Raw genomic sequence first — 23,746 nt, forward strand, 5'->3', positions numbered from 1 at the left:
TATTCCTTCATAGCTCAGTCGGTAGAGCACGCGGCTGTTAACCGCGGTGTCGTTGGTTCAAGTCCAACTGGAGGAGTTATGCCGGTATAGCTCAGTTGGTAGAGCAACTGATTTGTAATCAGTAGGTCTTCGGTTCGAGTCCGAATCCCGGCTTTTATCTTGTAAATCAAGATGATGGAACCGTAGCTCAGTTGGTTAGAGCAGTCGGCTCATAACCGATCGGTCCAGGGTTCGAGTCCCCGCGGTTCCATTCCAAGAGATGATTCAGGTCATCTCTTTTTTTATTTTTACAATTAGGTCACTAATTTCATAGCATGTTCGCACGAGTATTCTTTTGGCAGACACCCCAGAACTGAGCAGAAGATTCTTTCCCCTACTCGATTTCTTCTTTTATATCGAATGAATGGTAACAGTTCAGCCGGTGAACCATGGGGACGGGGCTCACCGGCTGAACTGTTATATCGAATGTGAATTAATTATGAATTGTTAGCAGCTCGGCTTGCAGAGTGCTAATAACGGTGATATACTACATTCTATCGATTTTAGAAAAAAGAGGTGTTTACATGTCTAAGAAAGGTTCATTATCAATTAATTCTGAGAATATATTCCCAATCATTAAAAAATGGATGTATTCCGATCAGGATATTTTTGTTCGAGAGGTAATATCCAATGCCTGTGACGCTATCACAAAGCTTGAAAAATTAAGCCTTATCGGTGAGTTTACAAAACCGTCTGATTACAAAGGCAGAGTCGATGTTATCGTTGATTCCGATAAGCGTACAGTGACCATCAAAGATAACGGTCTCGGTATGACGGAAGAAGAAGTTGATAAATACATTAATCAAATTGCTTTTTCTGGTGCAACCGATTTCATCAATACCTATAAGGACAAGGCCAATGACGATCAGATCATAGGTCACTTCGGACTTGGTTTCTACAGTGTGTTTATGGTTTCTGATAAGGTTGAGATCGATACTCTTTCTTATAAAGAAGGTGCAAAGGCTGTTCACTGGGTTTGCAACGGCGGTACTGATTTTGAATTAACCGAAGGAAATAAGACTGATATCGGAACAGTTATCACCCTTCATCTCAATGATGATTGTCTCAAGTATGACAATGAATGGGAGATGAGAGAGATTATTGATAAGTACTGTTCTTTCATGCCGGTTGAGATCTATATCACAAAGCTTCCAAAGGATACAGAGACCATTGATGCTGATAAGAAGAACGATACTGACGTTGTTCTTGAGGAAATCCCTGAGAAGACAGAAACCGACAAGGATGGCAAGGAAACCAAGACACCTGCAAAGGTAAAGATCGAGAAGCGTCCTGTTCTTCTTAATGATACAACTCCGCTTTGGACAAAATCTCCAAGTGAGTGCAAGAAGGAAGATTACATCGATTTCTATCACAAGGTATTCCACGACTACAAAGAGCCTCTGTTCTGGATCCACCTCAATATGGATTATCCATATAACCTTAAGGGTATTCTTTACTTCCCTAAGATCAATATGGAATACGAGTCTGCCGAAGGAACCATCAAGCTCTACAACAACCAGGTGTTCGTTGCAGATAACATTAAGGAAGTTATCCCTGAGTACCTGATGCTCCTTAAGGGTGTCATCGACTGTCCGGATCTTCCTCTCAATGTTTCAAGATCCCAGCTTCAGAATGACGGCTTCGTTAAGAAGATTTCTGACTACATCACAAAGAAGGTTGCCGATAAGCTTTCCGGAATGTGCAAGGTGGATCGTGAGAACTACGAGAAGTATTGGGATGATATCGCACCATTCATTAAGTATGGCTGTCTCCGTGACGAGAAATTCTGCAAGAAGATGACAGACTACATCCTCTTCAAGGACATCAACGGAAAGTATCTTGCTCTTCCTGAGTGTCTTGAAGTAAACAAGATTGATACTGAGAGTGATAATGCTGACGCAGCTTCAAATGATTCAGCTGAAACAACCGTAGAGAACACTGCAGCTTCCGAGACAAAGGACGAAGACAACAAGGAATCTGCAGAAGCCGAAAAGGAAAAGAACAAGGTTATCTACTATGTGACCGATGCTGTACAGCAGAGTCAGTATATCGCAATGTTTAAGGAAGCCGGTAAAGATGCCGTTGTTCTTCCTGAGCGTATCGATCAGCCTTTCATTTCAGAACTTGAAGCAAAGAATCATGGGGTTCACTTCAGAAGAATCGATGCCGACCTTACCGATGAGTTCAAGGCTGAAGTTTCAGAGGATGAGCAGAAGAACCTTGACGAACAGTCAAAAACTCTTGAAACAGAAATAAGAACAGCAACAAAGAAGGAAACCCTTACTGTTAAGCTTCAGAAGATGACTCAGGCTAAGACAGCAGCCATGCTTTCTATCTCAGAAGAAGGCCGTCGTATGAACGACATGATGAAGATGTATGCTATGCAGGGCATGGGTATGGCCGATATGCCGGTTCAGGAAACTCTTATCCTTAACACAGAGCATCCTCTTGTAAAGTATCTTATGGAGAACGGCAAGGATGAGGCAAAGAAAGAGACTATCGATCTCATTTCAGAACAGCTTTACGATCTTGCAAGAATCCAGCAGTCACCGCTTCCTGCAGAAGAGATGACACAGTTCATTGAGAGATCAAATGACATACTTCTCAAGATGGCAGAATAAATGTCAATGCAATATAATTCCAAATTAGTGTTTTAAATTCAGAAATATTACAGCGCTTTTACCGTCTTGACGGAAATATTTGCATTTAATATAATTTTGAGTGTTATCGTTACAAGATTACGTTGAAAGGAATTGTAAGGATGAAGCGAATGGGATTTTTAGATACTGTTCACTGTAAAGCATATTCTGCCCTCGTATCCTCAAGTCAGGCTGTTCTTCCTGCGATTTTCTGTGAGTCTGTTTTCGTGTGTGATATTTCCATCGGAAATAGTGTAATCTGCCGTAATGCAATCAATAATATAGTGTAACCTAAGGGGAACAGCTTTATGCTGTTCCCCTTTTTAGTGCATAAGTCAAAGGAGAATTATGAGAAAAGTTGCTGTCATCATGGGAAGCGATTCAGATCTTCCCGTTGTAGAAAAAGGCATTTCCGTACTTAAGGATTATGGGGTTCCTGTAGAAGTACATGTTTACAGTGCCCACAGAACTCCGGAAGAAGCCGCCGAGTTTTCAAAATCTGCAAGAAAGAACGGTTTTGGTGTCATCATTGCCGCAGCAGGCATGGCTGCACATCTTGCAGGTGCCATTGCAGCCAACACAACACTTCCTGTCATAGGAATCCCCTGTTCTTCCAAGGTCCTTGAGGGAATGGATGCACTTCTTTCCACAGTTATGATGCCACCGGGAATTCCTGTTGCCACAGTTGGTGTTAATACAGCTAAGAACGCAGCTCTTCTTGCAATAGAAATACTTGCGGTGGAAGATGAGAGTCTTGCCGAAAAGCTCCAGGCCGAACGTGATGAAAATCACAAAAAAATCATAGAAAAAAACGCAGCCATAGAAGCTCAATTTAATTGATCTTCACTTTATCTGCATTAAAAGCTACTGTGCAACCACTTTTAAACCGGTTTAAAAATGAGCGTACACATTAGCTGACAGATGTTTACAAGATGTAAGCATTAATCAACCACATAACAGTTTTAATTATTAAGGAGATTTATGGGTAAACTTCATGAGGAGTGCGGTGTTTTTGGCATTTACTCAAAAACCACCAAACCATTGGCGCGTCTTACATACTACGCACTTTATGCCCTGCAGCACAGAGGTCAGGAATCTGCAGGTATTGTTGTTAACGATGAGGGAATTTTCCGTTTCCGCCGTGAACTCGGTCTCGTAAGTGAGGCTATGCCGAACAGCGAGATAGAACGTCTCGGAAACGGTCAGATAGCTGTTGGTCACGTGCGTTATGCAACCAGCGGAATCACAAATCGTATCAACACTCAGCCTATCGTTGTGAATCATGTAAAAGGCCGTATGGCTCTTTGTCACAACGGCAATCTTGTAAATTCTTATGAGCTCCGTTCAGAGCTCGAAATGAACGGCTGTATCTTCCAGTCAACTACGGATACAGAAGCTATATCTTACATTATAACGAGAGAACGTATCAAAACCGGTTCCATAGAGCAGGCTGTCAACAACGCTCTTGATAAACTGCATGGTGCTTATTCTCTTGTGATAATGTCTCCTTCCAAGCTTATAGCGGCGAGAGATGAGCATGGTTTCCATCCTCTCTGTTTCGGAAAACTCGAGGATGGTTCCGTGGTTTTTGCCAGTGAGTCCTGTGCCATTGAGTCAGTAGGCGGAAAGCTGGTTCGGGATGTAGAGCCGGGAGAGATCATAGTTGTAGACCACAACGGAATCCGCTCTATAAAAGATCACTGCAATAAAGTAAAGCGCTCCATGTGCGTTTTTGAATATATCTATTTCGCACGTCCTGATTCGGTTCTTGACGGTGCCTCAGTTCATGAGGCGAGAGTGCAGGCCGGTCGTTTTCTTGCCCAGGAACACCCCGTTGACGCAGATGTAGTCATAGGTGTACCGGATTCCGGTCTGGACGCTGCAGTCGGTTATTCAAGAGAGTCAGGAATTCCTTACGGTATCGGACTTCTCAAGAACAAATACATCGGTCGTACTTTCATCGCTCCGGGTCAGACTGAGCGTGAAAATCTGGTTCGTATCAAGCTTAACGCCATCCGATCCGAGATTGAAGGAAAGCGTGTGATCCTGGTAGATGACTCCATCGTCCGCGGAACCACCAGTGAACGTCTGGTTCGCATAGTGAGAGAAGCCGGAGCAAAGGAAGTTCACATGCGTATAACGGCACCTCCATTTATGAACCCCTGCTACTACGGCATAGACATTGACTCCCGTGACAACCTCATCGCCTGTCATCATTCGGTGGAAGAAACCGCAAAGATCATCGGTGCCGATTCACTGGGATATATATCAGTTGAGAATGTCATCAGGATAGCAGATCCCACAGGCCTAAAGGGCTTCTGTACCGCCTGCTTCGACGGAAAGTATCCTACTGAGATTCCTTCCGTAACTTCAAAGAACCGTTTTGAGGAGAAGATTTCAAAGGATTGGAAAGACAGACATACCGTTAAGTCTTCGGACAGAGTTCCGGAAGGTGAATATATCGAGAAGTTTGAATACTGATAGCAAACTTTGATTTCTTATCAAATTATCCGTTTTTTTACAAGCTTAACTATGGCGTCAGGATTTAATCCTTTGGAATATAAAAAATGACGCCTCATATAAAGGAGTAATCATGAATACAAAGAGCTATAGCGAAGCATACAAGGATGCAGGTGTTGATATCACAGCCGGATACAAATCCGTTGAGCTTATGAAACAGTACGTAGCAAGAACCATGACTGAGGGCGTTTGTTCGGGTCTCGGCGGTTTCGGCGGACTGTTCGAGCTTCCCGAGGGTTATAAGCACCCCGTTCTTGTTTCGGGAACCGACGGTGTAGGAACAAAGCTTAAGATTTCATTCCTTATGGAGAAATATGACACTGTTGGTATCGACTGTGTTGCCATGTGTGTGAATGATGTCATCTGCTGCGGTGCGAAGCCGCTTTTCTTCCTTGACTACATTGCCTGCGGCAAGAATGTTCCTGAGAAGATTGCAGACATAGTTAAGGGTGTTGCAGAGGGCTGCGTACAGAGTGACAGTGCCCTCGTAGGCGGCGAGACTGCAGAGATGCCTGGCTTCTATCCTGAAGATGAGTTCGACCTTGCAGGTTTCTCCGTTGGTATCGTTGATAAGGAAAATATCATCGACAACAACTCTATGAAGGAGGGTGATGTGGTAATCGCCCTTCCAAGCTCCGGTGTTCATTCCAACGGTTTCTCACTGGTGAGAAAGGTTTTCGATATCGATAACATCAGTAAAGAAGAACTTACAAAGCCACTTGCAGGGCTTAACGGAAAGTCTCTCGGCGAAGCACTTCTCACTCCGACAGTCATCTACGTAAAACCGATTTTAAAGCTTCTTGAGAATGTTACGGTCAAAGGCATTAGCCACATCACAGGCGGCGGCTTCTACGAGAATATCCCAAGATCCATCCCTGACGGCTTCGGTGCAAAGATAAAAATGGATGATGTTAAGGTTCTTCCTATATTCAAGCTCATTCAGAAGACCGGCGACATCTCAACCCGTGATATGTTCAATACCTACAACATGGGCGTCGGTATGAGTGTTGTGGTTGCTAAAGAGGATGAAGTAAAGGCCATCGAGGTACTTAAAGCGAATGGAGTTGAGGCATATCACCTTGGTGAAATTGTTAAATCCGAGGACAAGGTAATTCTTGAATAGTATTCAGTCCTGATACTATAGCCGGTTAGATATGCATCTGTGTGTCATCTATATAAAGCTCAAAAAACAGCGTTAATAGGTGAAGAGATCCAGATGTATGATCTTTACCTTGTATTTCTTTAAGTATCAGATCAGTACTTCTTAAAGTTAAAGGCATCTATCGATTATCTAATGTTTACATGCAAAGGTCAGAATACTGTCCTATGCATCCTATATCTATGATTTTGGGAGGAAAATTATGGCAACATATGATGTAGCAAATCTTGGCGAGCTTCTGAAAAATAACGAATATCCGGGTCGCGGTATCGTTATAGGTAAATCAGAGGATGGAAGATCCATCGCAATCGCATATTTCATTATGGGTCGCTCAGCGAACTCAAGAAACCGTGTGTTCACAGAGGATGGTGACACAGTGACCATTTATCCTGCTGATTCCAGCAAGGTTGAGGATCCGAGCCTCATCATTTACAGCCCCATAAGAAAGATCGGTGACAACCTCATCGTTACTAACGGCGATCAGACGGATACCATCTATGATTTTATGAAAGACGGAAATACCTTTGAGGAAGCTCTTGAGACCAGAGAGTTTGAGCCTGACGGTCCTAACTGGACTCCGAGAATCAGCGGTGTTGTTACCCTTGACGAGTCAGAAAGCTACAAAATGTCCATCCTTAAGTCACAGGACGCTGACGGTACAGACTGTGCGCGATATACATTTTCCTACAAACTCCAGAATGGTCTCGGACATTTCATTCACACCTACAAGGAGAATGGCAATCCTATCCCTACCTTCGAGGGTGAGCCTGAGCGTGTAGCCATCCCCAATACAGCAGAGGAGCTTAAGCAGCTTATCTGGAACAACTTAAATGAAGATAACAAAATCTCACTTTATGTTCGCTATATAGATGTTACCGGCAGAAGCATTGAAAATAAAATGGTTAATAAATTTGAGAAGGTAAACTGACAGTGACAAATCAAATTAACATCTTTACGTCATAATAAATGATGAAATTTGAGTCTGCGGTGAAGCCGATCAGATTAAAATCCTTATGCCAGAAAAAACTAAGATAATCCAGCGTTTACAGAGGAGAACACTATGAAAGAATTTGAATTAAAGTATGGAATGAACCCAAACCAGAAGCCTGCAAAGATCTACATGCATGACGGATCCGAGCTTCCCATCGAAATCCTGAACGGCCGTCCCGGATACATTAACTTCCTGGATGCTCTTAACAGCTGGCAGCTGGTTTCCGACCTTAAGGAAGCTACAGGCCATGTGGCTGCTGCATCCTTCAAGCACGTTTCTCCTTCAGGCTCTGCCATCGGCAGAAAGCTTTCCGACAAGCTCAAGAAAGCCTGCTTCGTGGATGACATCGAGGGCCTCGATGATTCACTTCTTGCATGCGCCTACGCAAGAGCCCGCGGTGTGGACAGAATGTCTTCCTACGGTGACTTCATCGCTCTTTCTGACATCTGCGATGCCACAACCGCAAAGATCATTCACCGTGAGGTTTCCGACGGTGTTATCGCTCCGGGATATACAGATGAGGCTCTTGAGATCCTTAAGTCAAAGAAGAAGGGCGCTTACAATGTAATTAAGATCGATCCTTCCTACAAGCCTGTTGCCGCAGAGCACAAGCAGGTATTCGGTGTGACCTTTGAGCAGGGCAGAAATGACTACAAGGTTACGGATGAGGCATTTGCAAACATCGTAACAAAGAATAAGGACATCCCTGAAGAAGCTCGTCTCAACATGACCATCGCCCTTATCACTCTTAAGTATACTCAGTCAAACTCAGTAGCTTACGCTGAGGATGGCCAGACCATCGGTGTGGGTGCCGGACAGCAGTCAAGAATCCACTGCACACGTCTTGCGGGCGACAAGGCTGACCACTGGCATCTCCGTCAGAGCGACAGAGTCCTGAATCTTCCTTTCAAGGATGGTCTCCGCAGAGCCGATCGTGATAATGTTATCGACGTTTATCTCTCAGAGGAGTTTGAGGATGTCATCGGCGACGGCGCATGGCAGCAGTACTTCACTGAGCAGCCGACACCTTTCACAAGAAAGGAACAGAAGGAGTACCTCGGAAAGCTTACAGGTACAGCTCTCGGTTCTGATGCATTCTTCCCGTTTGGTGACAATATCGAGCGTGCACGTAAGTCCGGTGTGTCTTATGTGGCTGAGCCGGGCGGATCAATCAGAGATGATCACGTTATTGATACCGCAGACAAATACAACATGGTGGTTTGCTTCACCGGTATGAGGTTGTTCCACCACTAATAAATGGGTCGAGAAAAATATATGAAAGAAAAAACGAAGATTGCGGTGTTGGTCAGTGGGGGCGGAACGAATCTGCAGGCGCTGATCGATGCGGAGAAGAGGGGCGAGATTCCTGATGGGGAAATCACTTTGGTGGTTGGATCGAAACCCGGAATATATGCTCTTGAGAGAGCGGATAATGCAGGGATAAAGCACGAAGTTGTTCAGAAGGATGAGGAGAGGCTCATAAAGGTTCTTGATGAGAACGGGATTGAGCTTATCATCCTTGCGGGATATCTCACAATTCTTAGTGAGGCTTTTACAAAGAAATATGCGGACAGGATCATTAACATCCACCCTTCACTGATTCCGAGTTTCTGCGGAAAGGGTATGTACGGACTTAAGCCTCATGAGGCGGCTCTCGCCAGAGGAGTTAAGGTTACCGGTGCCACGGTTCATCTTGTAAACGAGATTCCGGATGGCGGACGCATCCTGCTTCAAAAGGCTGTAGACATTGAGCCCGGTGATACTCCCGAGGTGCTTCAGAAGAGAGTCATGGAACAGGCTGAATGGAAGCTGCTTCCGAAGGCTGCTGAGATGATGAGCCGTGAAATCCGGGAAGCGAAGGCATAAAGTAATTAAACAGACTGAGAAGATGCTCAAGCGGGCGCCTGCCCACTCCTGCATTTTCTCCCATTCTTAAAGTCATATCCCTGTCGGATCAACCAGACCTGTATATGACTTCGGAGGTAAGTTATGAAGATTGGTGTTGTAGGTGGCGGAGGTCGTGAGCACGCCATCATTAAGACATTAAAGAAAAATGCTTCTATCGAGAAGATTTATGCGATTCCGGGTAACGGAGGTATCGCAAAGGACGCAGAGTGTGTTCCTGATATAAAGGCAACTGATGTGACTGCCGTTGTTGATTTCTGCAAGTCGGAGGCTCTTGACTATGTGGTTGTGGCTCCGGATGATCCACTTGTTGCCGGCACTGTTGATGCTCTCAAGGAAGCAGGCATCCCTGCTTTCGGACCTGAGGCCAAGGCTGCCATCATAGAGGGTTCAAAGGTATTCTCCAAGAACCTTATGAAAAAATACAACATTCCTACTGCCGCTTACGAGGTTTTCAATGACATCGAAAAGGCAGAGGAGTATGTTAAAACCTGTCCTATACCTACAGTCATCAAGGCTGACGGTCTCGCTCTCGGAAAGGGCGTCATCATCGCCATGACCCGGGAAGAGGCACTTGACGGCATAAAAACCATCATGGAGGAAAAGAAGTTCGGAGCTTCCGGCGACCAGATAGTGATCGAGGAGTTCCTTGAGGGTCCTGAGGTTTCCGTTCTCAGCTTCACAGACGGAAACGTTGTGGTTCCCATGATCTCATCCATGGATCACAAGCGTATAAATGACAACGACGAGGGTCTCAACACCGGAGGCATGGGCACCATCGCACCGAATCCTTACTACACAGACAGCGTAGCAGCAGAGTGCATGGAGAAAATATTCAAGCCTACCATCGAGGCCATGAACAAAGAAGGCAGAACCTTCAAAGGCTGTCTCTACTTCGGTCTCATGATCACAAAGGATGGCCCGAAGGTTATCGAATACAACTGCCGTTTCGGCGATCCCGAGACTCAGGTTGTACTTCCCCTTCTGGACTCTGACCTTCTCACCATCATGCAGGCCACAACCAACGGCACACTTGCCGAAACTGAAGTCAAGTGGAAGTCCGGCGCTGCCTGCTGCATCGTAGAAGCCTCCGGCGGATATCCCCTTTCCTACAAGTCCGGCTACGAAATCACCGGCATTGATGAAGTGGATAATGTCTTCGTCGCAGGTGCTGACCTGAAGGACGGCAAACTCTACACCCACGGCGGCCGCGTCCTAGGCGTAGTGGAAATCGCCCCCACCCTCAAAGAAGCCATCGACAAGGCCTACGATAGTGCAGCGAAGGTCACCTTCAAAGATATGCACATGAGAAAAGACATCGGTCAAAGGGCACTGAAGGCTCTTCACTAACATCAGTACATCAAATAATAAATATCTACACATTCTATAACTGCATCATCGTAGAAATACCAAGTTAGCATGATAGCTATGATGTATCAGATATTTAATTTTACCGCCCGACACAGTGTAGGAAAATGTTCGGGATGGGTGACTAGGCTTGCGAGATTCATCAGCGTTTCGTAAGAAATGCTGATGCCCCCAGGCGGCGAGGCTGTTTCGGCGTAAGCCGAAATCAAACGAAAATGCCTGCGCGTAGCGCATTTCAATGGCATTTTCTCCTCGTATCTCGTGGGCCGGCGCACATCCCGAACATTTTCCGGACGGTCCAACACAAATATAAGGAGAAACAAATGGTAAATCGAGTTTATGTTGAGAAAAAGGAAGGCCTCCGTCACGAGGCCCAGGGACTTCGCCATGACATCCGCCACATACTACTCATTAAGAATCTCACAGACGTACGTCTTCTGAATCGTTACGATGTTGAGGGACTGGATAAAGAAACATTTGAAAAGGCTACAAGTCTGGTTCTCAGTGAGCCTCAGCTTGATAATGTTTACGCAGAGCTTCCCGAGCATAAGAATGCCTATGTGTTTGCTGTAGAGTTCCTTCCGGGACAGTTTGACCAGAGAGCCGACTCAGCTGCCCAGTGCATACAGATCCTTACAACCGGAGACCGTCCAAAGGTTCGTTCCGCCAAGGTTTACCTTCTCTACGGAAACCTCACAGATCAGGAGATCGCCGACATTAAGAAGTATGTCATCAACCCTGTGGAGGCAAGAGAGGCTTCCCTCGAAACCTTCGACACCCTGGATGTCAAGTATGATATCCCTGAGTCTGTTGATACACTTAACGGCTTTATCACAGCTTCTGAGGATAAGCTCAAGGATATCCTGAAGGATATGGGACTGGCAATGGACCTGGATGACCTTAAGTTCTGCCAGAATTATTTCAAAACAGAGGATCGTGATCCTTCCATCACTGAGATCCGCATGATCGATACCTACTGGTCAGATCATTGCCGTCATACAACCTTCCTTACAACCATAGATGATGTTTCCTTTGAAGATGAGCAGCTCAAGGCTTCCTGGGAGCGTTACATTAATTCCCGCAAGGAGCTTAACCGCACAAAACCCATCAACCTTATGGATATCGGAACTCTTGCTGCCAAGGTTCTCAAGAAGGAAGGAAAGCTTCCGAAGCTTGATGAGTCTGAGGAGATCAATGCCTGCACCGTTAAGATAAAGGTTACGGTGGACGGCGAAGCCCAGGACTGGCTCCTTCTTTTCAAGAACGAGACCCACAACCATCCTACCGAGATCGAGCCCTTCGGTGGCGCTGCAACCTGTATCGGCGGTGCTATCCGCGATCCTCTTTCAGGAAGATCCTATGTATATCAGGCAATGCGCGTGACCGGTGCTGCCGATCCTACAGTTTCCGTTAAGGACACCATGACAGGAAAGCTTCCTCAGAGAAAGCTTGTTACCACAGCTGCTGACGGTTACTCAAGCTACGGCAACCAGATCGGTCTCGCAACAGGTCTTGTAGACGAGCTCTATCATCCGGGCTATGCCGCAAAGCGCATGGAGATAGGTGCAGTCGTTGCTGCCGCTCCCGCAGAGAATGTCCGCCGCGAAGTGCCTGCTGCCGGGGACGTAGTCATTCTCCTTGGCGGTCGTACAGGCCGTGACGGTATCGGCGGTGCAACCGGTTCCTCCAAGTCACATAATGTTGAGTCTCTTGAGAAGGATGGCGCAGAGGTTCAGAAGGGTAATGCTCCCGAAGAGCGTAAGCTTCAGCGTCTTTTCCGTAATGCAGAGGCATCAAGACTTATCAAGCGCTGCAACGATTTCGGTGCCGGCGGAGTTTCCGTTGCCATCGGTGAGCTTGCAGACGGCCTGGACATTGACCTTAACAAGGTTCCCAAGAAATATGAAGGTCTCGACGGAACAGAGCTTGCCATCTCAGAGTCACAGGAGAGAATGGCTGTAGTTGTTGAAGCCGGGGATATGGATCGTTTCATGGAGCTTGCCCATGAGGAAAACCTTGAGGCTACACATGTTGCCACGGTAACAGATACAAACAGACTTATCGCACATTGGAACGGCAAAGACATTATCAATCTGTCACGTGACTTCCTTAACTCAAACGGTGCAGAGAAGCACATTACAGTCAAGGCTGCTGCCGGCGAAAGCATTTACCGGGAGGTTAAGGGCAGCTTCAGTGAGAACATGACAGCTCTTTCAGAGGATCTCAATGTCTGCTCAAAGAGAGGTCTCAGCGAGCGTTTCGACTCTACCATCGGTGCAGGAACAGTACTGATGCCCTTCGGCGGAAAGCATCAGCGTACACCTATACAGGCAATGGCCGCAAAGATATCCGTTGAGAAGGGTCACACAGATGACACCTCGGTTATGGCTTACGGCTACAATCCTTTCATCACTGAGAAGAACTGCTATAAGGGTGCATATCTTGCAGTAGTTGAGTCTGCCGCAAAGCTTATCGCAGCAGGTGCCGGCTTCGAGGACACTTACCTTACTTTCCAGGAGTACTTCGGAAAGCCGGGTCATGACAGCACACGTTGGGGACAGCCTCTTGAGGCACTTCTCGGTGCCTTTGATGCACAGCTCGACCTCGGAATCGCTGCCATCGGCGGTAAGGATTCCATGTCCGGAACCTTTGAGAAGCTGGATGTTCCTCCAACACTTGTTTCCTTCGCCATCACAACAGAGGATGCGAAGTACATCACAAGTCCTGAATTCAAGGGTGCGACCCACAAGGTACTATGGCTGAAGCCTGAGTACAGAAATGAGCTTCCCACAAAGGAAAGTCTCCTTACACTTTTCGACTATGTTCATAAGCTCGTGACAGACGGAAAGCTTGCTTCCATTTACACACCGACTTACGGAGGCGCAGCTGAAGCAGTTCTCAAGCAGTGCATGGGTAATGATTTCGGCTTCGCATTTGCCGGAAGCCTTTCAGTTCAGGATATCTTCGGATATCAGTACGGAAGCTTCATCCTCGAGCTTAATGAGAAGTCTACTCTTGATGAGATTTATGCAGCATCTGAGCTTAAGGATAAGGGAATCATAGTTGCTGACCTCGGTGAGACAACAGAAGATTCGGAGATCCGTTACAATAACGAGGTTCTGAAGCTTTCAGACCTTTGTGAGGCTTACGAGGATAAGCTTGAGAAGGTATTTAAGTGCAACATGAATCTTGATAAGGATGCAGAGCCGGAAGAGGCTGATGTTACAATAGCTGATTACACAGAGGAGAACTGGGTTGCACCTGCTGTATCGGTTGCAAAGCCGAAGGTTCTTATCCCTGTGTTCCCTGGCAACAACTGTGAATACGATTCCGCAAAGGCTATGGCTGATGCAGGTCTTGAGCCTGAAATAGTTGTAGTCAGAAACATGACAAAGCAGGATATCGCAGAGTCTGTCAATGAAGTTGCAAAGCGTATCGAAGAGTCACAGCTTATCTTTATCCCGGGCGGTTTCTCAGGCGGAGATGAGCCGGATGGTTCCGCTAAATTCATTACCTCTTTCTTCAGAAATGAAGCAGTAAAAACAGCTACCATGGATATGCTCACAAAGCGAGACGGTCTCATGCTTGGTATCTGCAATGGTTTCCAGGCACTTATAAAGCTTGGTCTTGTGCCCTTTGGTGAGATACGGGATACTGATGAGCATTGCCCGACCCTTACCTTCAACACCATCGGCCGTCACCAGTCAAAGATTGTTAATGTCAGGATCGCTTCCAATATGTCTCCATGGCTTCAGGATTCTGAGCCGGGTGACATCTACAGTGTTCCTGTCTCACATGGTGAAGGACGTTTCATTTGCGAGCCGGAGCTTTTCAAAAAGCTTGTTGAAAACGGTCAGATCGCAACTCAGTACGTGGATCTCAGTGGCCACCCGACTATGGACATCCAGTACAACCCCAACGGCTCTTATTATGCGGTTGAGGGTATCACCTCACCTGACGGAAGAGTGCTGGGTAAGATGGGACATGCCGAGAGATGGGGGCACAGCCTCTACAAGAATGTACCCGGAAATTACGATATGGGTCTCTTCAAGGCAGCAAAAGAGTATTTTGAATGATATAATAAACTCATTACCTGTACTCCGGATTTACCGGAGTGCAGGAGAGCATGATCATCCCGGGTCCAGATATGAGACCTTTCCGGATATAAGGCTGTTCAGGATATGAGAAATGAGAGAAATAAGCAGCGATAAGATAAAAGAATTTATAAATATTGCAATTCCCGCTATTTTCACACGATCCTGAAAACTGCCATTATTCTATCGGTGATTCTGGGAGTGGTGCTGTTCTTTCTGTCGGAACCTATCATGAGGCTTTGCAATCGTCAGCCTGACACCCTGCATATTACCGACTTTCTCTGATCCCCATGTAATCCCTCAACTTCCGCATTATGCGGAAGTTATTTTTTTATTCAATGGAACCATGGGTCAGATGAGGCCAGACTGTCAAACTACCGACGAATAATCTCCTTCGTGAAAGAACCCTGGGCAGAAACATCTCTGTATTGCAATATTTCAAAATCTTGATATAATTATATGTAGTAATCGAAACTACGTTATGTAGAGTCGATAGCTTGACTTGGCAGGCTATCATTTGTGTAACAGATATAACAGCCGGTCAGATTTACATTTGTGTATAAGATATTACGGCTTGAAAAACAGCGTTAATTAGATAATACGGCTTTTACAGAGGGAGGCATATATGTTTAAAAAAGGAAATTCTTTACTGCTTAAGATCAAGGATCCAGGCAGTTTCTTGACGCACTACATCGCTATGATCCTTTCCATGATCGCTGCGATCCCATTGTTTTACAGAGTAGCTCAGCATCCGAGCCTCGAGCGCATACTTGCTTTCGGAGTATTTGCTTTAAGCATAGTTCTCCTCTATGCCGCAAGCTCCACCTATCATCTCATAGATATCTCTCCCAAGGTAAACGACACCTTGAAGAAGATCGACCATATGATGATCTATATGCTCATCGCCGGAAGCTACACCCCCATTTGCGCCATAGCCCTCGGGGACAGCACAGGCTGGCTGCTGCTTCTGGTTGTATGGATTTTGTCAGCAATAGGTATGGCCGTAAACATTATCTATATCCATACTCCTAAGTGGCTCAATGCTCTCATTTATATCGCTCTCGGCTGGTTATGTGTCACTGCCATCATGAAGATAAGGGCTTCTCTTACGGATGCTGAGTTTTCTCTGCTTTTCTGGGGAGGCGTGATCTACACCATCGGCGGCATCATATATGCACTTAAGCTTCCTGTATTTGAGCGATTCCCTAAGTATTTCAGAAATCATGAAATATTCCACTGCTTCGTCATCGCAGGTTCCATGTGTCACTACGGCGTTATGATCCTGCTGGCCGGCTGAATCCATAAAATTCTGCTCCATGCACTCTACAGTGCATGGAGTTTTTTTTCTTAACAGTTCTTCTGATGTTTCCACAAAATAGTTTTTGAAATCTCTATGAAAACCGCATTAACCTATGTTATATTTAAAGGACATATGGACGTATTGATGTCTATTTATTTCCAGACAAATGGGGGACTAAAATGAAACAGAACAATATGATCGCTCTTGGAGTTATCGCTGTTGGTATCGTTGCGGCAGCGGTTACAGGTATGCAGTCAAAGGATCTCGGAACCTCAAGCAGTGCTCCGAAAAGCAAGATTCCTTCAGATGCTGTCACTGTAGAAGGTGTAGCTCAGGGCATGGACGGGGACGTAAAGGTTGAGCTTATCCTTACTAAGGATAAGATTTATTCCATCAATGTTACAGAACAGAACGAGACACCAAATATCGGTACACTTGCAGTTGACCAGCTTCCTGCAAGCATCTTTGAGGCAAACAGCATTGACGTTGATGCAGTAACAGGTGCCACCGTTACATCAACAGCTATTAAGAATGCTACAGTTGAGGCCATCAAGGCTGCAGGATTTGATCCGACAGCTTTCGGTTATGTAGAGAAGGAGACTGTAGAAGTTAATCTTGCAGATATCCCTGCTGACGCAGTTACAGCTTCCGGTGAAGCTCAGGGTCTTGGAGGTCCTGTAACTGTTGAGATCACAGCTACTGCCGATAAGATCTACAACGTTGTTGCCACAGGCGAAAATGAGACTCCTAACATCGGAACCATGGCTCTCGAGCAGCTTCCGGGAGAGATCATTACAAAGAATACAATTGATGTTGACGCGGTTTCAGGTGCTACCATTACATCCGATGCCATCAAGGAAGCCGCAAAGAAGGCTCTTGAGAGTGCAGGTTTTGATGTATCTAAGTTTGGTGCCAGTGCTGATGCAAAGGATACTCCTGCCGAGACCAAGGAGACTGAAGCTGAAACCACAAGTGCCGCAGCCGAGAAAAAAGACATTCCTGCCGATGCAGTAACTGTTACAGGCGAGGCTCAGGGTCTTGGCGGTCCTGTAACTGTTGAAATCACAGCTACTGCAGACAAGATTTACGATCTTGTTGCAAAGGGAGAAAACGAGACACCAAATATCGGTACCAATGCTCTTGAAGAGCTTCCGGGAAAGATCATTTCTGCAAACAGCCTTGATGTTGATGCCATTTCAGGCGCTACCATCACATCTGATGCCATCAAGGAAGCTGCAAAGAAGGCCCTTGAGAGTGCAGGCTTTGATAAGGCAGATGCAGATGAGAGTAAAGCCGGAGAGGATCAAGCTGAGGGAAGTGAAGCTGAAAAGAGCGAATCCGGAGAGAACAAAGCCGAAGTGAGTGAGTCCGGAGAAAATGAAGCTGAGAAGACCAAAGCTGAAGCAAGTGAAGCCGAAGCCAAAAATGATGATGCCTCAAAAGAAGCTGCTGCCGATGAGGTTACAGCTACCGGCGAGGCTCAGGGTCTGGGCGGTCCTGTAACTGTTGAAATCACAGCAATCGCAGACAAGATCATCAAGCTTGTTGCAACAGGCGACAAGGAGACAGTCGGTATAGGTACCAAGGCTCTTGAAGAGCTTCCGGAAAAGATCCTCTCTGCAAACAGTCTCAATGTTGATGCCATTTCAGGCGCTACCATTACATCTGATGCTATCAAGGAAGCTGCAAAGAAGGCCCTTGAAAGCGCAGGCTTAGATCCATCCGTATTTATTAAGTAACATGTAACCGTCCGACGTTCTTGTCGGACGGTTTTTTATAAAAATGTGACCCATTAACTTCATTTCCTGTGTATTAGGATGAAGAACATAAGGATAACATCGGAAACCTGATATGCCGCATAAAACTATATTTGACAACCCGATTATCCAAATCAGAAACGAGGACATTATATGACCGATCAGGAAATACTGGATCTATATTTTTCAAGATCAGAATCTGCAATAACCGAAACCGCAGCAAAGTATGGCAGCTACTGTACCTACATAGCCATGAACATTCTTTACAACAGAGAAGACAGTGAGGAATGTGTAAATGACACCTGGCTGAATACATGGAATGCCATACCACCCAGGCAGCCTTCTGTTCTCAGAACTTTCCTGGGAAAGATAACGAGGAATCTGGCATTGAACATTTACGAAAAACAAACTGCCGCAAAACGCGGAAATGGTGAAACCACAGCTGTTCTGGAGGAGCTTTCAGAGTGTCTTGCCGACACGAAATCCTCACGACCCGAGGATATACCCGAGAAGATAACATTAACCGACTGTATCAACCGGTTTCTGGAAAACCAAAAGCCTGATCAAAGAAAAATCTTCGTCAGAAGATACTGGTATATGTCTCCCGTAAGCGAGATAGCAGAGGAATACGGTTTCACCGAGAGCAAGGTAAAGATGGCTCTCAGCCGCATGAGAGCAGCACTTCTTACAGAACTTGAAAGTGAGGGGATATCGCTATGAAAAAGGAAACAGAACTTTTAAAAGCCATCGGTGATATCGATGAGAAATATATACTTGAAGCCATGCCGAAGGCTTCGGACAAAATACAGTCAGATGCCAATGTCTCTGCCGCATCCGGATCTGAACTATCTTCAGTCACCTCCTCCGGCAGGGAAAGGGATCAGGAGTCCCCGAATGAAAGCCATGCCGGAGTCTCTTCATCAAAAGACATGTCAGGTGAGAAACGCTCCGCTGCAGAAAATGGAAACGACAAAGTGATACATATAACAAATAAACGGTATTATAAACCCATCGGTACCATTGCAGCCGCCCTCATCATCGTTCTGGGATTCAGTGCCTATATGACAGTCTTCAACGGAAACAAGGAAACATTGGCACCCCAGGCTGTTATGCAGGATACAACTTCTGCAGAAGCAATTTCCGGCAATAACATTTCAAAAGATGCCCTTTCTGATGAAGAAGCAGAGGAATCCATGATACTGAAAAGTGCCGATGTAACTCAGAAAACCAACATTGCCAATGACATTTCCCCTGAAAAGCCGGAAGTCGGTGCCGCACCGGAAGCTGTATCAGACAAAACCTTCACCGAAAATGCCGGATCAGAAGAAAATGCTGCAAGGAATTCGGTAAGAACCGGGGTAGCCGGAGAAGCTTCCAATGAAAACACGGCAAGGGATGCATTAAAAACCGAAGGAGTGGGTGAAGCTTCCGGGGAAAAGAAATCTGTTATGACTATGATTGCAAATCCCTGGCATGACAGCAGCACCCTGTCTGAGGCAGAAAAAGATGCCGGATTTGATATCACAATACCGGAAAGCTTTTTGGACAGTAAGCCTGAAAGCTTCAGATCCATGACAGACGATATGCTGGAAATAATTTACCGCGATACAGCATCCCTCGAAGTCTTCCGTGTACGTAAATCCAATGCTGCAGGCGAAGATATCAGCGGCGATTACAACAGCTATGATAACGAGAGAACTGTCAGCATAGACGGCACAGAGGTGACTCTCAAGGGCACAGGTGACAATGTTTATGTCGCCACCTGGACAAAGAACGGTTACAGCTTCGCCATAGACATTGACAGTGAACAAACTATTGAAGCTTCAGAAATCCCGGAACTTATAAATCAGATTTCATAAAAGCTTTTAAAAATTTCATCCATTTCATTTGCAGAAATGAGATATAATATTTATTACGAACAGAGATTGTCAGGCTTAAGGGCTTTAGCCCCTCTGAAAAACTCAAAGAGAACCGGACAATCTAACAGGAAGGAGAGGAAGTCATGAAAAAAAGCTCTATCAAATTAACCCGTAAAAAGATAACAGCCGTTGCTGCTGCATTTGTCTTATCAGCCATGACGCTGGTGGCCTGCGGACACAGTTCTTCCGCAAGCAGTGACAGTATAAAAAGTTCCGGCTCTAACTATATGGCAGAAGCCGGCATGCCAATGGAAGAGGCTGATGCAGGATCAAGTATGTTCGCAGCCAGATCTGCATCAAAAAACAGCGCCGATATGGATATGTATACAGATATGGAAGCACCGGAAATGGTTGCCGAAACCGCTGCATCCGGAGAATCTGCCAATTCTGATGTAGCTACAGAGAAAATCCCTGATGATCGTAAACTCATAAGAAATGTAAACCTCTCTTTTGAAACTACAGATTTTGACACCTTTGTAAGAGACATCCAGAACAGAACCACTGAGCTTGGAGGTTACATAGAATCCAGTGACATTAACGGAAACGAAAAAACAAGTTCAAGCCGTTATGCATACTTCACTCTGCGTATTCCCAAACCTCAGGTAGATGCCTTTCTTGATTTTGCCGAAGGAAGCGCCAACCTCACAAGAAAATACGAGAATACTCAGGATATAACATTAAAATATCATGACACCGAATCCAGAAAGAAAGCCCTGAAGGAAGAGTATGACCGACTTCTGGAGCTCATGGCCCAGGCTGAATCAGTGGATGCCATCATTACCATCGAAGCACGCTTATCAGATATCAGATATGAGCTTGATAACTATGAGTCTGACCTTCGCTCCTATGACAATCAGGTGGATTATTCAACCGTAACCGTAGATGTTACCGAAAAATCTGTTTACACACCTACACCGAAGACCACCTTCTGGGGACGTGTATCAGCAAATCTCGAGTCCAATATAGAAGAGCTTGCCGAAGCAGTTACAGATTTCCTTGTATGGTTCATATCAAGCCTTCCTATATTCCTGTTCCTTGCCTTTGTAGCCGGAATCGTTTTGTTTATCGTGATCAGCATCGTGAAACTCCACAGCAAAAAAGCCGCAAAGAAAGCCGCAAAGATGGCCGGAATCCAAACTGCTGGAGCTCCAACCGCTGACACAAACACCAAACCTGCAGCTGCTGCAACCACCGATACCAAAGTTGACGCGACAGCCCCAAAAGAACCGGAAACCAAAAAAACTACTGATGAAGCAAAAAAATAAATAACATTCTCGAAAATCATCAGCTAAATTTTTATTCAACTGAAGAAAAACAGATAACCCAAAACAAGTAAATATTTAAGTAACGGAAGAAAATGCAAGGGATGTGTGACTAGGCTTGCGAGTTGAAAGAACATCCCGCTTTACATGTACGTCGCAGATGCACGTCAGTGCAGCTGAGGCGAACATGTAAAGCGGGATGTTCTTTCAATCTCGTGGGCCGCCACGCATCCCTTGCATTTTCTGTACCATTTCACAATGTTTCCAACAGTTGCCGTAATTTTTATTTTATGCTATAGTACCAACAAACTTGGGACCACGCAGAGGAACAGCGTCTCAGGTTAGCGCCAGGACCGTAATTGGTCGACGAGGATGACAGTTATCGAAAGACTCGGCGGATGCTGTCACGGATTTGTGAATCGAAAGAGAAAAAAGAAAAAGCGGAATCAAAACCGTAACAGAGATTTTCTCACTCACTGATGAACTGATGAAAGAGTTGTATAACAGACTTGTGCCATTGCCGCAGTAATCATTTTTACTTCAGAAAAGGCAGGTTAAGTCTTGTTTCGTGATGATGTCATGGCAAAAACATTGGCCTGAACATCACCACCGGTTTTTGTATGAATGAAACTCTTCATCCCGTAGGTTTTATCAGAGAGGAGATTTTTTTATGTGTGGAATAGTTGGTTTTGTAGGAAATAAGCAGGCAGCGCCTATACTTTTGGACGGACTCAGCAAGCTTGAGTACAGAGGTTATGATTCAGCGGGAATCGCCGTAAGAAACGAAAAAAACGAAATAAAAGTAGTAAAGGCCAAAGGCCGTCTCAAAAACCTTTCAGAAAAGACAGATGACGGAAAAGCTCTGAAGGGTGAGTGCGGAATCGGTCATACAAGATGGGCAACCCACGGTGAGCCGAGTGAGACCAATGCACATCCTCACGTAAGCTTCCATAAGCAGGTAGTTGCCGTTCACAACGGTATCATCGAAAACTTCCAGGAGATAAAGGATAAGCTTCTGAAAAAAGGCTATGAGTTCCACTCTGAGACCGATACAGAGGTAGCCGTAAATCTGGTTGATTACTATTATCAGAAGTACGGTCAGGGCCCTATCGATGCCATATCCCGCGCCATGGTTCGTATCCGCGGATCATACGCCCTCGAGTTTATGTTTACAGACTATCCCGGAGAGGTCTATGTTGCCCGTAAGGATGCCCCTATGATCATCGGTATCCAGGATGGATCAACCTATATCGCATCTGATGTTCCTGCCATCCTCAAGTACTGCAGAAATGTTTATTACATTGACAATCAGGAAATCGCAAAGCTTACAGCCGGAACCGCAGAGTTCTTCAGTCTCGATCAGGAGCCTGTAACAAAGGAACTGGTTGAGATCAAGATGGATGCTCAGGCAGCAGAGAAGGGCGGCTTTGAGCACTTCATGATGAAGGAAATACATGAACAGCCGAAGTCGGTTCGTGACACCATCAACTCTGTTGTAAAAGACGGCAGGATCGATCTCAGCGGCGTTGGTCTCAGTGAAGCTGAGATTAAAAACATTTCCCAGATTTACATCGTTGCCTGCGGCTCAGCATATCATGTCGGAGTAGTATGCCAGTACGTTCTGGAAGGACTTGCACGTATACCTGTCCGCGTAGAGCTTGCTTCCGAGTTCCGTTACCGTAATCCTATCCTTGATCCTAACGGTCTCGTTATCATCATCAGCCAGTCGGGAGAAACTGCTGACTCACTTGCGGCTCTCCGTGAAGCAAAGGAGAGAGGCGTTAAGACTCTGGGAATCGTTAATGTTATCGGTTCTTCCATTGCCCGTGAAGCCGACAATGTGTTCTATACCTTAGCAGGTCCTGAAATCGCGGTTGCCACCACAAAGGCATATTCAACACAGCTCATTGCAGGTTACACTCTTGCGGTTGAATTTGCAAAGGTACGTGGGGAGATCGACGCAGAACGTTATTCAGCACTTATCTCCGAGATGGAAGCATTACCGCAGAAGATAGAAGATATCCTCAAGGACAAAGAACGTATCCAGTGGTTTGCAGCCAAGCAGGCCAATGCTCAGGACGTTTTCTTCATCGGAAGAGGAATCGACTATGCCATCGGCCTCGAGGGTTCACTTAAGCTTAAGGAAATAAGCTATATCCACTCAGAAGCCTATGCTGCGGGAGAACTTAAGCACGGAACCATTTCTCTTATTGAAAAAGGCATCCTGGTTGTAGGTATACTGTCACAGCCTGAGCTTTTTGAAAAAACTGTTTCCAATATGGTTGAAGTCAAGGCCAGAGGAGGATATCTCATGGGACTTACCACCTACGGAAACTACAATATAGAAGATACAGCCGACTTCACGGTTTATGTTCCCACCACAGATCCTTACTTTGCAACCTCCCTTGCTGTAATTCCGTTACAGCTCCTTGCATACTATGTAAGTGTTGCCAAGGGTCTCGATGTTGATAAACCAAGAAATCTTGCAAAATCAGTTACTGTAGAATAATAGCAGGAGAGGGGGCAGTCCCCATCACAAAACTCTCAGCATATATTCAGAATATTGTAAGGGGGTCTGACCCCTTTACTTGCAACAATTAATATATTTAGCAGAATATAATCCACCGGGGACGGTTCTCTCCGGCGAGAACCGTCCCCGGTGGTCCTATGTATAACGGATTCCTAAGGGACTCTAAGAGCTCCGGGGGATCCGGTTTTTGTATACACCATGCAATCTTTGTATACAATACTTCGTCATGTTTGTGGCTTTTGTTGAATGTGACAAATTTTTAA

General features: G+C 45.6%; 16 protein-coding genes and 3 tRNA genes. All 19 read left to right on the top strand.

The window, feature by feature from the left end:
- Nucleotides 1-3: 3 nt before the first annotated feature.
- The 19 genes from G625_RS0102115 to glmS all read left to right on the top strand — a co-directional run bounded on the left by G625_RS0102115 (nucleotide 4) and on the right by glmS (nucleotide 23,462).
- Nucleotides 4-76, top strand: a tRNA-Asn gene (locus G625_RS0102115).
- Between the two features lie 4 nt (nucleotides 77-80).
- A tRNA-Thr gene (locus G625_RS0102120) sits at nucleotides 81-153 on the top strand.
- Nucleotides 154-176: 23 nt separating this feature from the next.
- Nucleotides 177-250 (top strand) — tRNA-Ile (locus G625_RS0102125).
- Between the two features lie 313 nt (nucleotides 251-563).
- Nucleotides 564-2,660 (top strand): molecular chaperone HtpG, encoded by a 2,097-nt coding sequence (htpG, locus tag G625_RS0102130; RefSeq protein ID WP_029199807.1) that lies wholly within the window; start codon nucleotides 564-566, stop codon nucleotides 2,658-2,660.
- Between the two features lie 149 nt (nucleotides 2,661-2,809).
- Nucleotides 2,810-2,968, top strand: coding sequence for a hypothetical protein (locus G625_RS22235; RefSeq protein WP_156884995.1), 159 nt, complete (start codon nucleotides 2,810-2,812; stop codon nucleotides 2,966-2,968).
- A gap of 58 nt (nucleotides 2,969-3,026) precedes the next feature.
- Nucleotides 3,027-3,518, top strand: coding sequence for a 5-(carboxyamino)imidazole ribonucleotide mutase (gene purE / locus G625_RS0102140; RefSeq protein WP_029199808.1), 492 nt, complete (start codon nucleotides 3,027-3,029; stop codon nucleotides 3,516-3,518).
- A gap of 141 nt (nucleotides 3,519-3,659) precedes the next feature.
- Nucleotides 3,660-5,159 carry an amidophosphoribosyltransferase gene (purF, locus tag G625_RS17945; protein ID WP_044931295.1) on the top strand — a complete coding sequence of 500 codons (1,500 nt, stop codon included), beginning with the start codon at nucleotides 3,660-3,662 and terminating at the stop codon, nucleotides 5,157-5,159.
- 112 nt (nucleotides 5,160-5,271) lie between these two features.
- Nucleotides 5,272-6,321, top strand: coding sequence for a phosphoribosylformylglycinamidine cyclo-ligase (purM, locus tag G625_RS0102150; protein WP_029199809.1), 1,050 nt, complete (start codon nucleotides 5,272-5,274; stop codon nucleotides 6,319-6,321).
- Between the two features lie 238 nt (nucleotides 6,322-6,559).
- Nucleotides 6,560-7,285 (top strand): IMP cyclohydrolase, encoded by a 726-nt coding sequence (locus G625_RS0102155; RefSeq protein ID WP_044931297.1) that lies wholly within the window; start codon nucleotides 6,560-6,562, stop codon nucleotides 7,283-7,285.
- 132 nt (nucleotides 7,286-7,417) lie between these two features.
- On the top strand, nucleotides 7,418-8,602 hold the full coding sequence (locus G625_RS0102160) for a phosphoribosylaminoimidazolecarboxamide formyltransferase (protein ID WP_029199811.1): 1,185 nt from the start codon (nucleotides 7,418-7,420) through the stop codon (nucleotides 8,600-8,602).
- Nucleotides 8,603-8,623: 21 nt separating this feature from the next.
- Nucleotides 8,624-9,214, top strand: coding sequence for a phosphoribosylglycinamide formyltransferase (purN, locus tag G625_RS0102165; protein ID WP_029199812.1), 591 nt, complete (start codon nucleotides 8,624-8,626; stop codon nucleotides 9,212-9,214).
- A 123-nt stretch (nucleotides 9,215-9,337) separates the two neighbouring features.
- Nucleotides 9,338-10,603: a phosphoribosylamine--glycine ligase gene (gene purD / locus G625_RS0102170; RefSeq protein WP_029199813.1), complete on the top strand. Its 1,266-nt coding sequence runs from the start codon at nucleotides 9,338-9,340 to the stop codon at nucleotides 10,601-10,603.
- 341 nt (nucleotides 10,604-10,944) lie between these two features.
- Nucleotides 10,945-14,697, top strand: coding sequence for a phosphoribosylformylglycinamidine synthase (locus G625_RS0102175; protein WP_029199814.1), 3,753 nt, complete (start codon nucleotides 10,945-10,947; stop codon nucleotides 14,695-14,697).
- A 643-nt stretch (nucleotides 14,698-15,340) separates the two neighbouring features.
- Nucleotides 15,341-16,012: a PAQR family membrane homeostasis protein TrhA gene (trhA, locus tag G625_RS0102180; RefSeq protein ID WP_029199815.1), complete on the top strand. Its 672-nt coding sequence runs from the start codon at nucleotides 15,341-15,343 to the stop codon at nucleotides 16,010-16,012.
- A 182-nt stretch (nucleotides 16,013-16,194) separates the two neighbouring features.
- Complete coding sequence (locus tag G625_RS17950; RefSeq protein WP_044931298.1) at nucleotides 16,195-17,754, top strand: FMN-binding protein; 1,560 nt, start codon at nucleotides 16,195-16,197, stop codon at nucleotides 17,752-17,754.
- Nucleotides 17,755-17,925: 171 nt separating this feature from the next.
- The gene (locus tag G625_RS0102190; protein ID WP_029199816.1) at nucleotides 17,926-18,492 is read left to right on the top strand and encodes an RNA polymerase sigma factor; all 567 of its coding nucleotides are present in this window, start codon (nucleotides 17,926-17,928) and stop codon (nucleotides 18,490-18,492) included.
- The gene (locus G625_RS20870) at nucleotides 18,489-19,631 is read left to right on the top strand and encodes a hypothetical protein (RefSeq protein WP_049895592.1); all 1,143 of its coding nucleotides are present in this window, start codon (nucleotides 18,489-18,491) and stop codon (nucleotides 19,629-19,631) included. The genes G625_RS0102190 and G625_RS20870 overlap by 4 nt, the downstream gene beginning before the upstream one ends.
- Before the next feature lie 143 nt (nucleotides 19,632-19,774).
- A complete protein-coding gene (locus G625_RS17960) occupies nucleotides 19,775-20,956 on the top strand; it encodes a DUF4349 domain-containing protein (protein WP_049895594.1) in 1,182 nt (393 codons plus the stop codon).
- Between the two features lie 667 nt (nucleotides 20,957-21,623).
- Nucleotides 21,624-23,462 (top strand): glutamine--fructose-6-phosphate transaminase (isomerizing), encoded by a 1,839-nt coding sequence (gene glmS / locus G625_RS0102205; protein WP_029199817.1) that lies wholly within the window; start codon nucleotides 21,624-21,626, stop codon nucleotides 23,460-23,462.
- Nucleotides 23,463-23,746 lie beyond the last annotated feature (284 nt).

Source organism: Oribacterium sp. NK2B42, assembly GCF_000424445.1.
Classification (GTDB): Bacteria; Bacillota; Clostridia; order Lachnospirales; family Lachnospiraceae; genus Oribacterium.

What these genes read in the sequence shown, in the direction of transcription:
- purD (WP_029199813.1), top strand. Translation starts at nt 9,338, where the DNA reads ATGAAGATTGGTGTTGTAGGTGGCGGAGGTCGTGAGCACGCCATCATT.
- trhA (WP_029199815.1), top strand. Translation starts at nt 15,341, where the DNA reads ATGTTTAAAAAAGGAAATTCTTTACTGCTTAAGATCAAGGATCCAGGC.
- htpG (WP_029199807.1), top strand. Translation starts at nt 564, where the DNA reads ATGTCTAAGAAAGGTTCATTATCAATTAATTCTGAGAATATATTCCCA.
- G625_RS0102160 (WP_029199811.1), top strand. Translation starts at nt 7,418, where the DNA reads ATGAAAGAATTTGAATTAAAGTATGGAATGAACCCAAACCAGAAGCCT.
- G625_RS0102190 (WP_029199816.1), top strand. Translation starts at nt 17,926, where the DNA reads ATGACCGATCAGGAAATACTGGATCTATATTTTTCAAGATCAGAATCT.
- purN (WP_029199812.1), top strand. Translation starts at nt 8,624, where the DNA reads ATGAAAGAAAAAACGAAGATTGCGGTGTTGGTCAGTGGGGGCGGAACG.
- G625_RS17950 (WP_044931298.1), top strand. Translation starts at nt 16,195, where the DNA reads ATGAAACAGAACAATATGATCGCTCTTGGAGTTATCGCTGTTGGTATC.
- purM (WP_029199809.1), top strand. Translation starts at nt 5,272, where the DNA reads ATGAATACAAAGAGCTATAGCGAAGCATACAAGGATGCAGGTGTTGAT.
- G625_RS0102155 (WP_044931297.1), top strand. Translation starts at nt 6,560, where the DNA reads ATGGCAACATATGATGTAGCAAATCTTGGCGAGCTTCTGAAAAATAAC.
- G625_RS0102175 (WP_029199814.1), top strand. Translation starts at nt 10,945, where the DNA reads ATGGTAAATCGAGTTTATGTTGAGAAAAAGGAAGGCCTCCGTCACGAG.
- glmS (WP_029199817.1), top strand. Translation starts at nt 21,624, where the DNA reads ATGTGTGGAATAGTTGGTTTTGTAGGAAATAAGCAGGCAGCGCCTATA.
- purF (WP_044931295.1), top strand. Translation starts at nt 3,660, where the DNA reads ATGGGTAAACTTCATGAGGAGTGCGGTGTTTTTGGCATTTACTCAAAA.
- purE (WP_029199808.1), top strand. Translation starts at nt 3,027, where the DNA reads ATGAGAAAAGTTGCTGTCATCATGGGAAGCGATTCAGATCTTCCCGTT.
- G625_RS22235 (WP_156884995.1), top strand. Translation starts at nt 2,810, where the DNA reads ATGGGATTTTTAGATACTGTTCACTGTAAAGCATATTCTGCCCTCGTA.
- G625_RS20870 (WP_049895592.1), top strand. Translation starts at nt 18,489, where the DNA reads ATGAAAAAGGAAACAGAACTTTTAAAAGCCATCGGTGATATCGATGAG.
- G625_RS17960 (WP_049895594.1), top strand. Translation starts at nt 19,775, where the DNA reads ATGAAAAAAAGCTCTATCAAATTAACCCGTAAAAAGATAACAGCCGTT.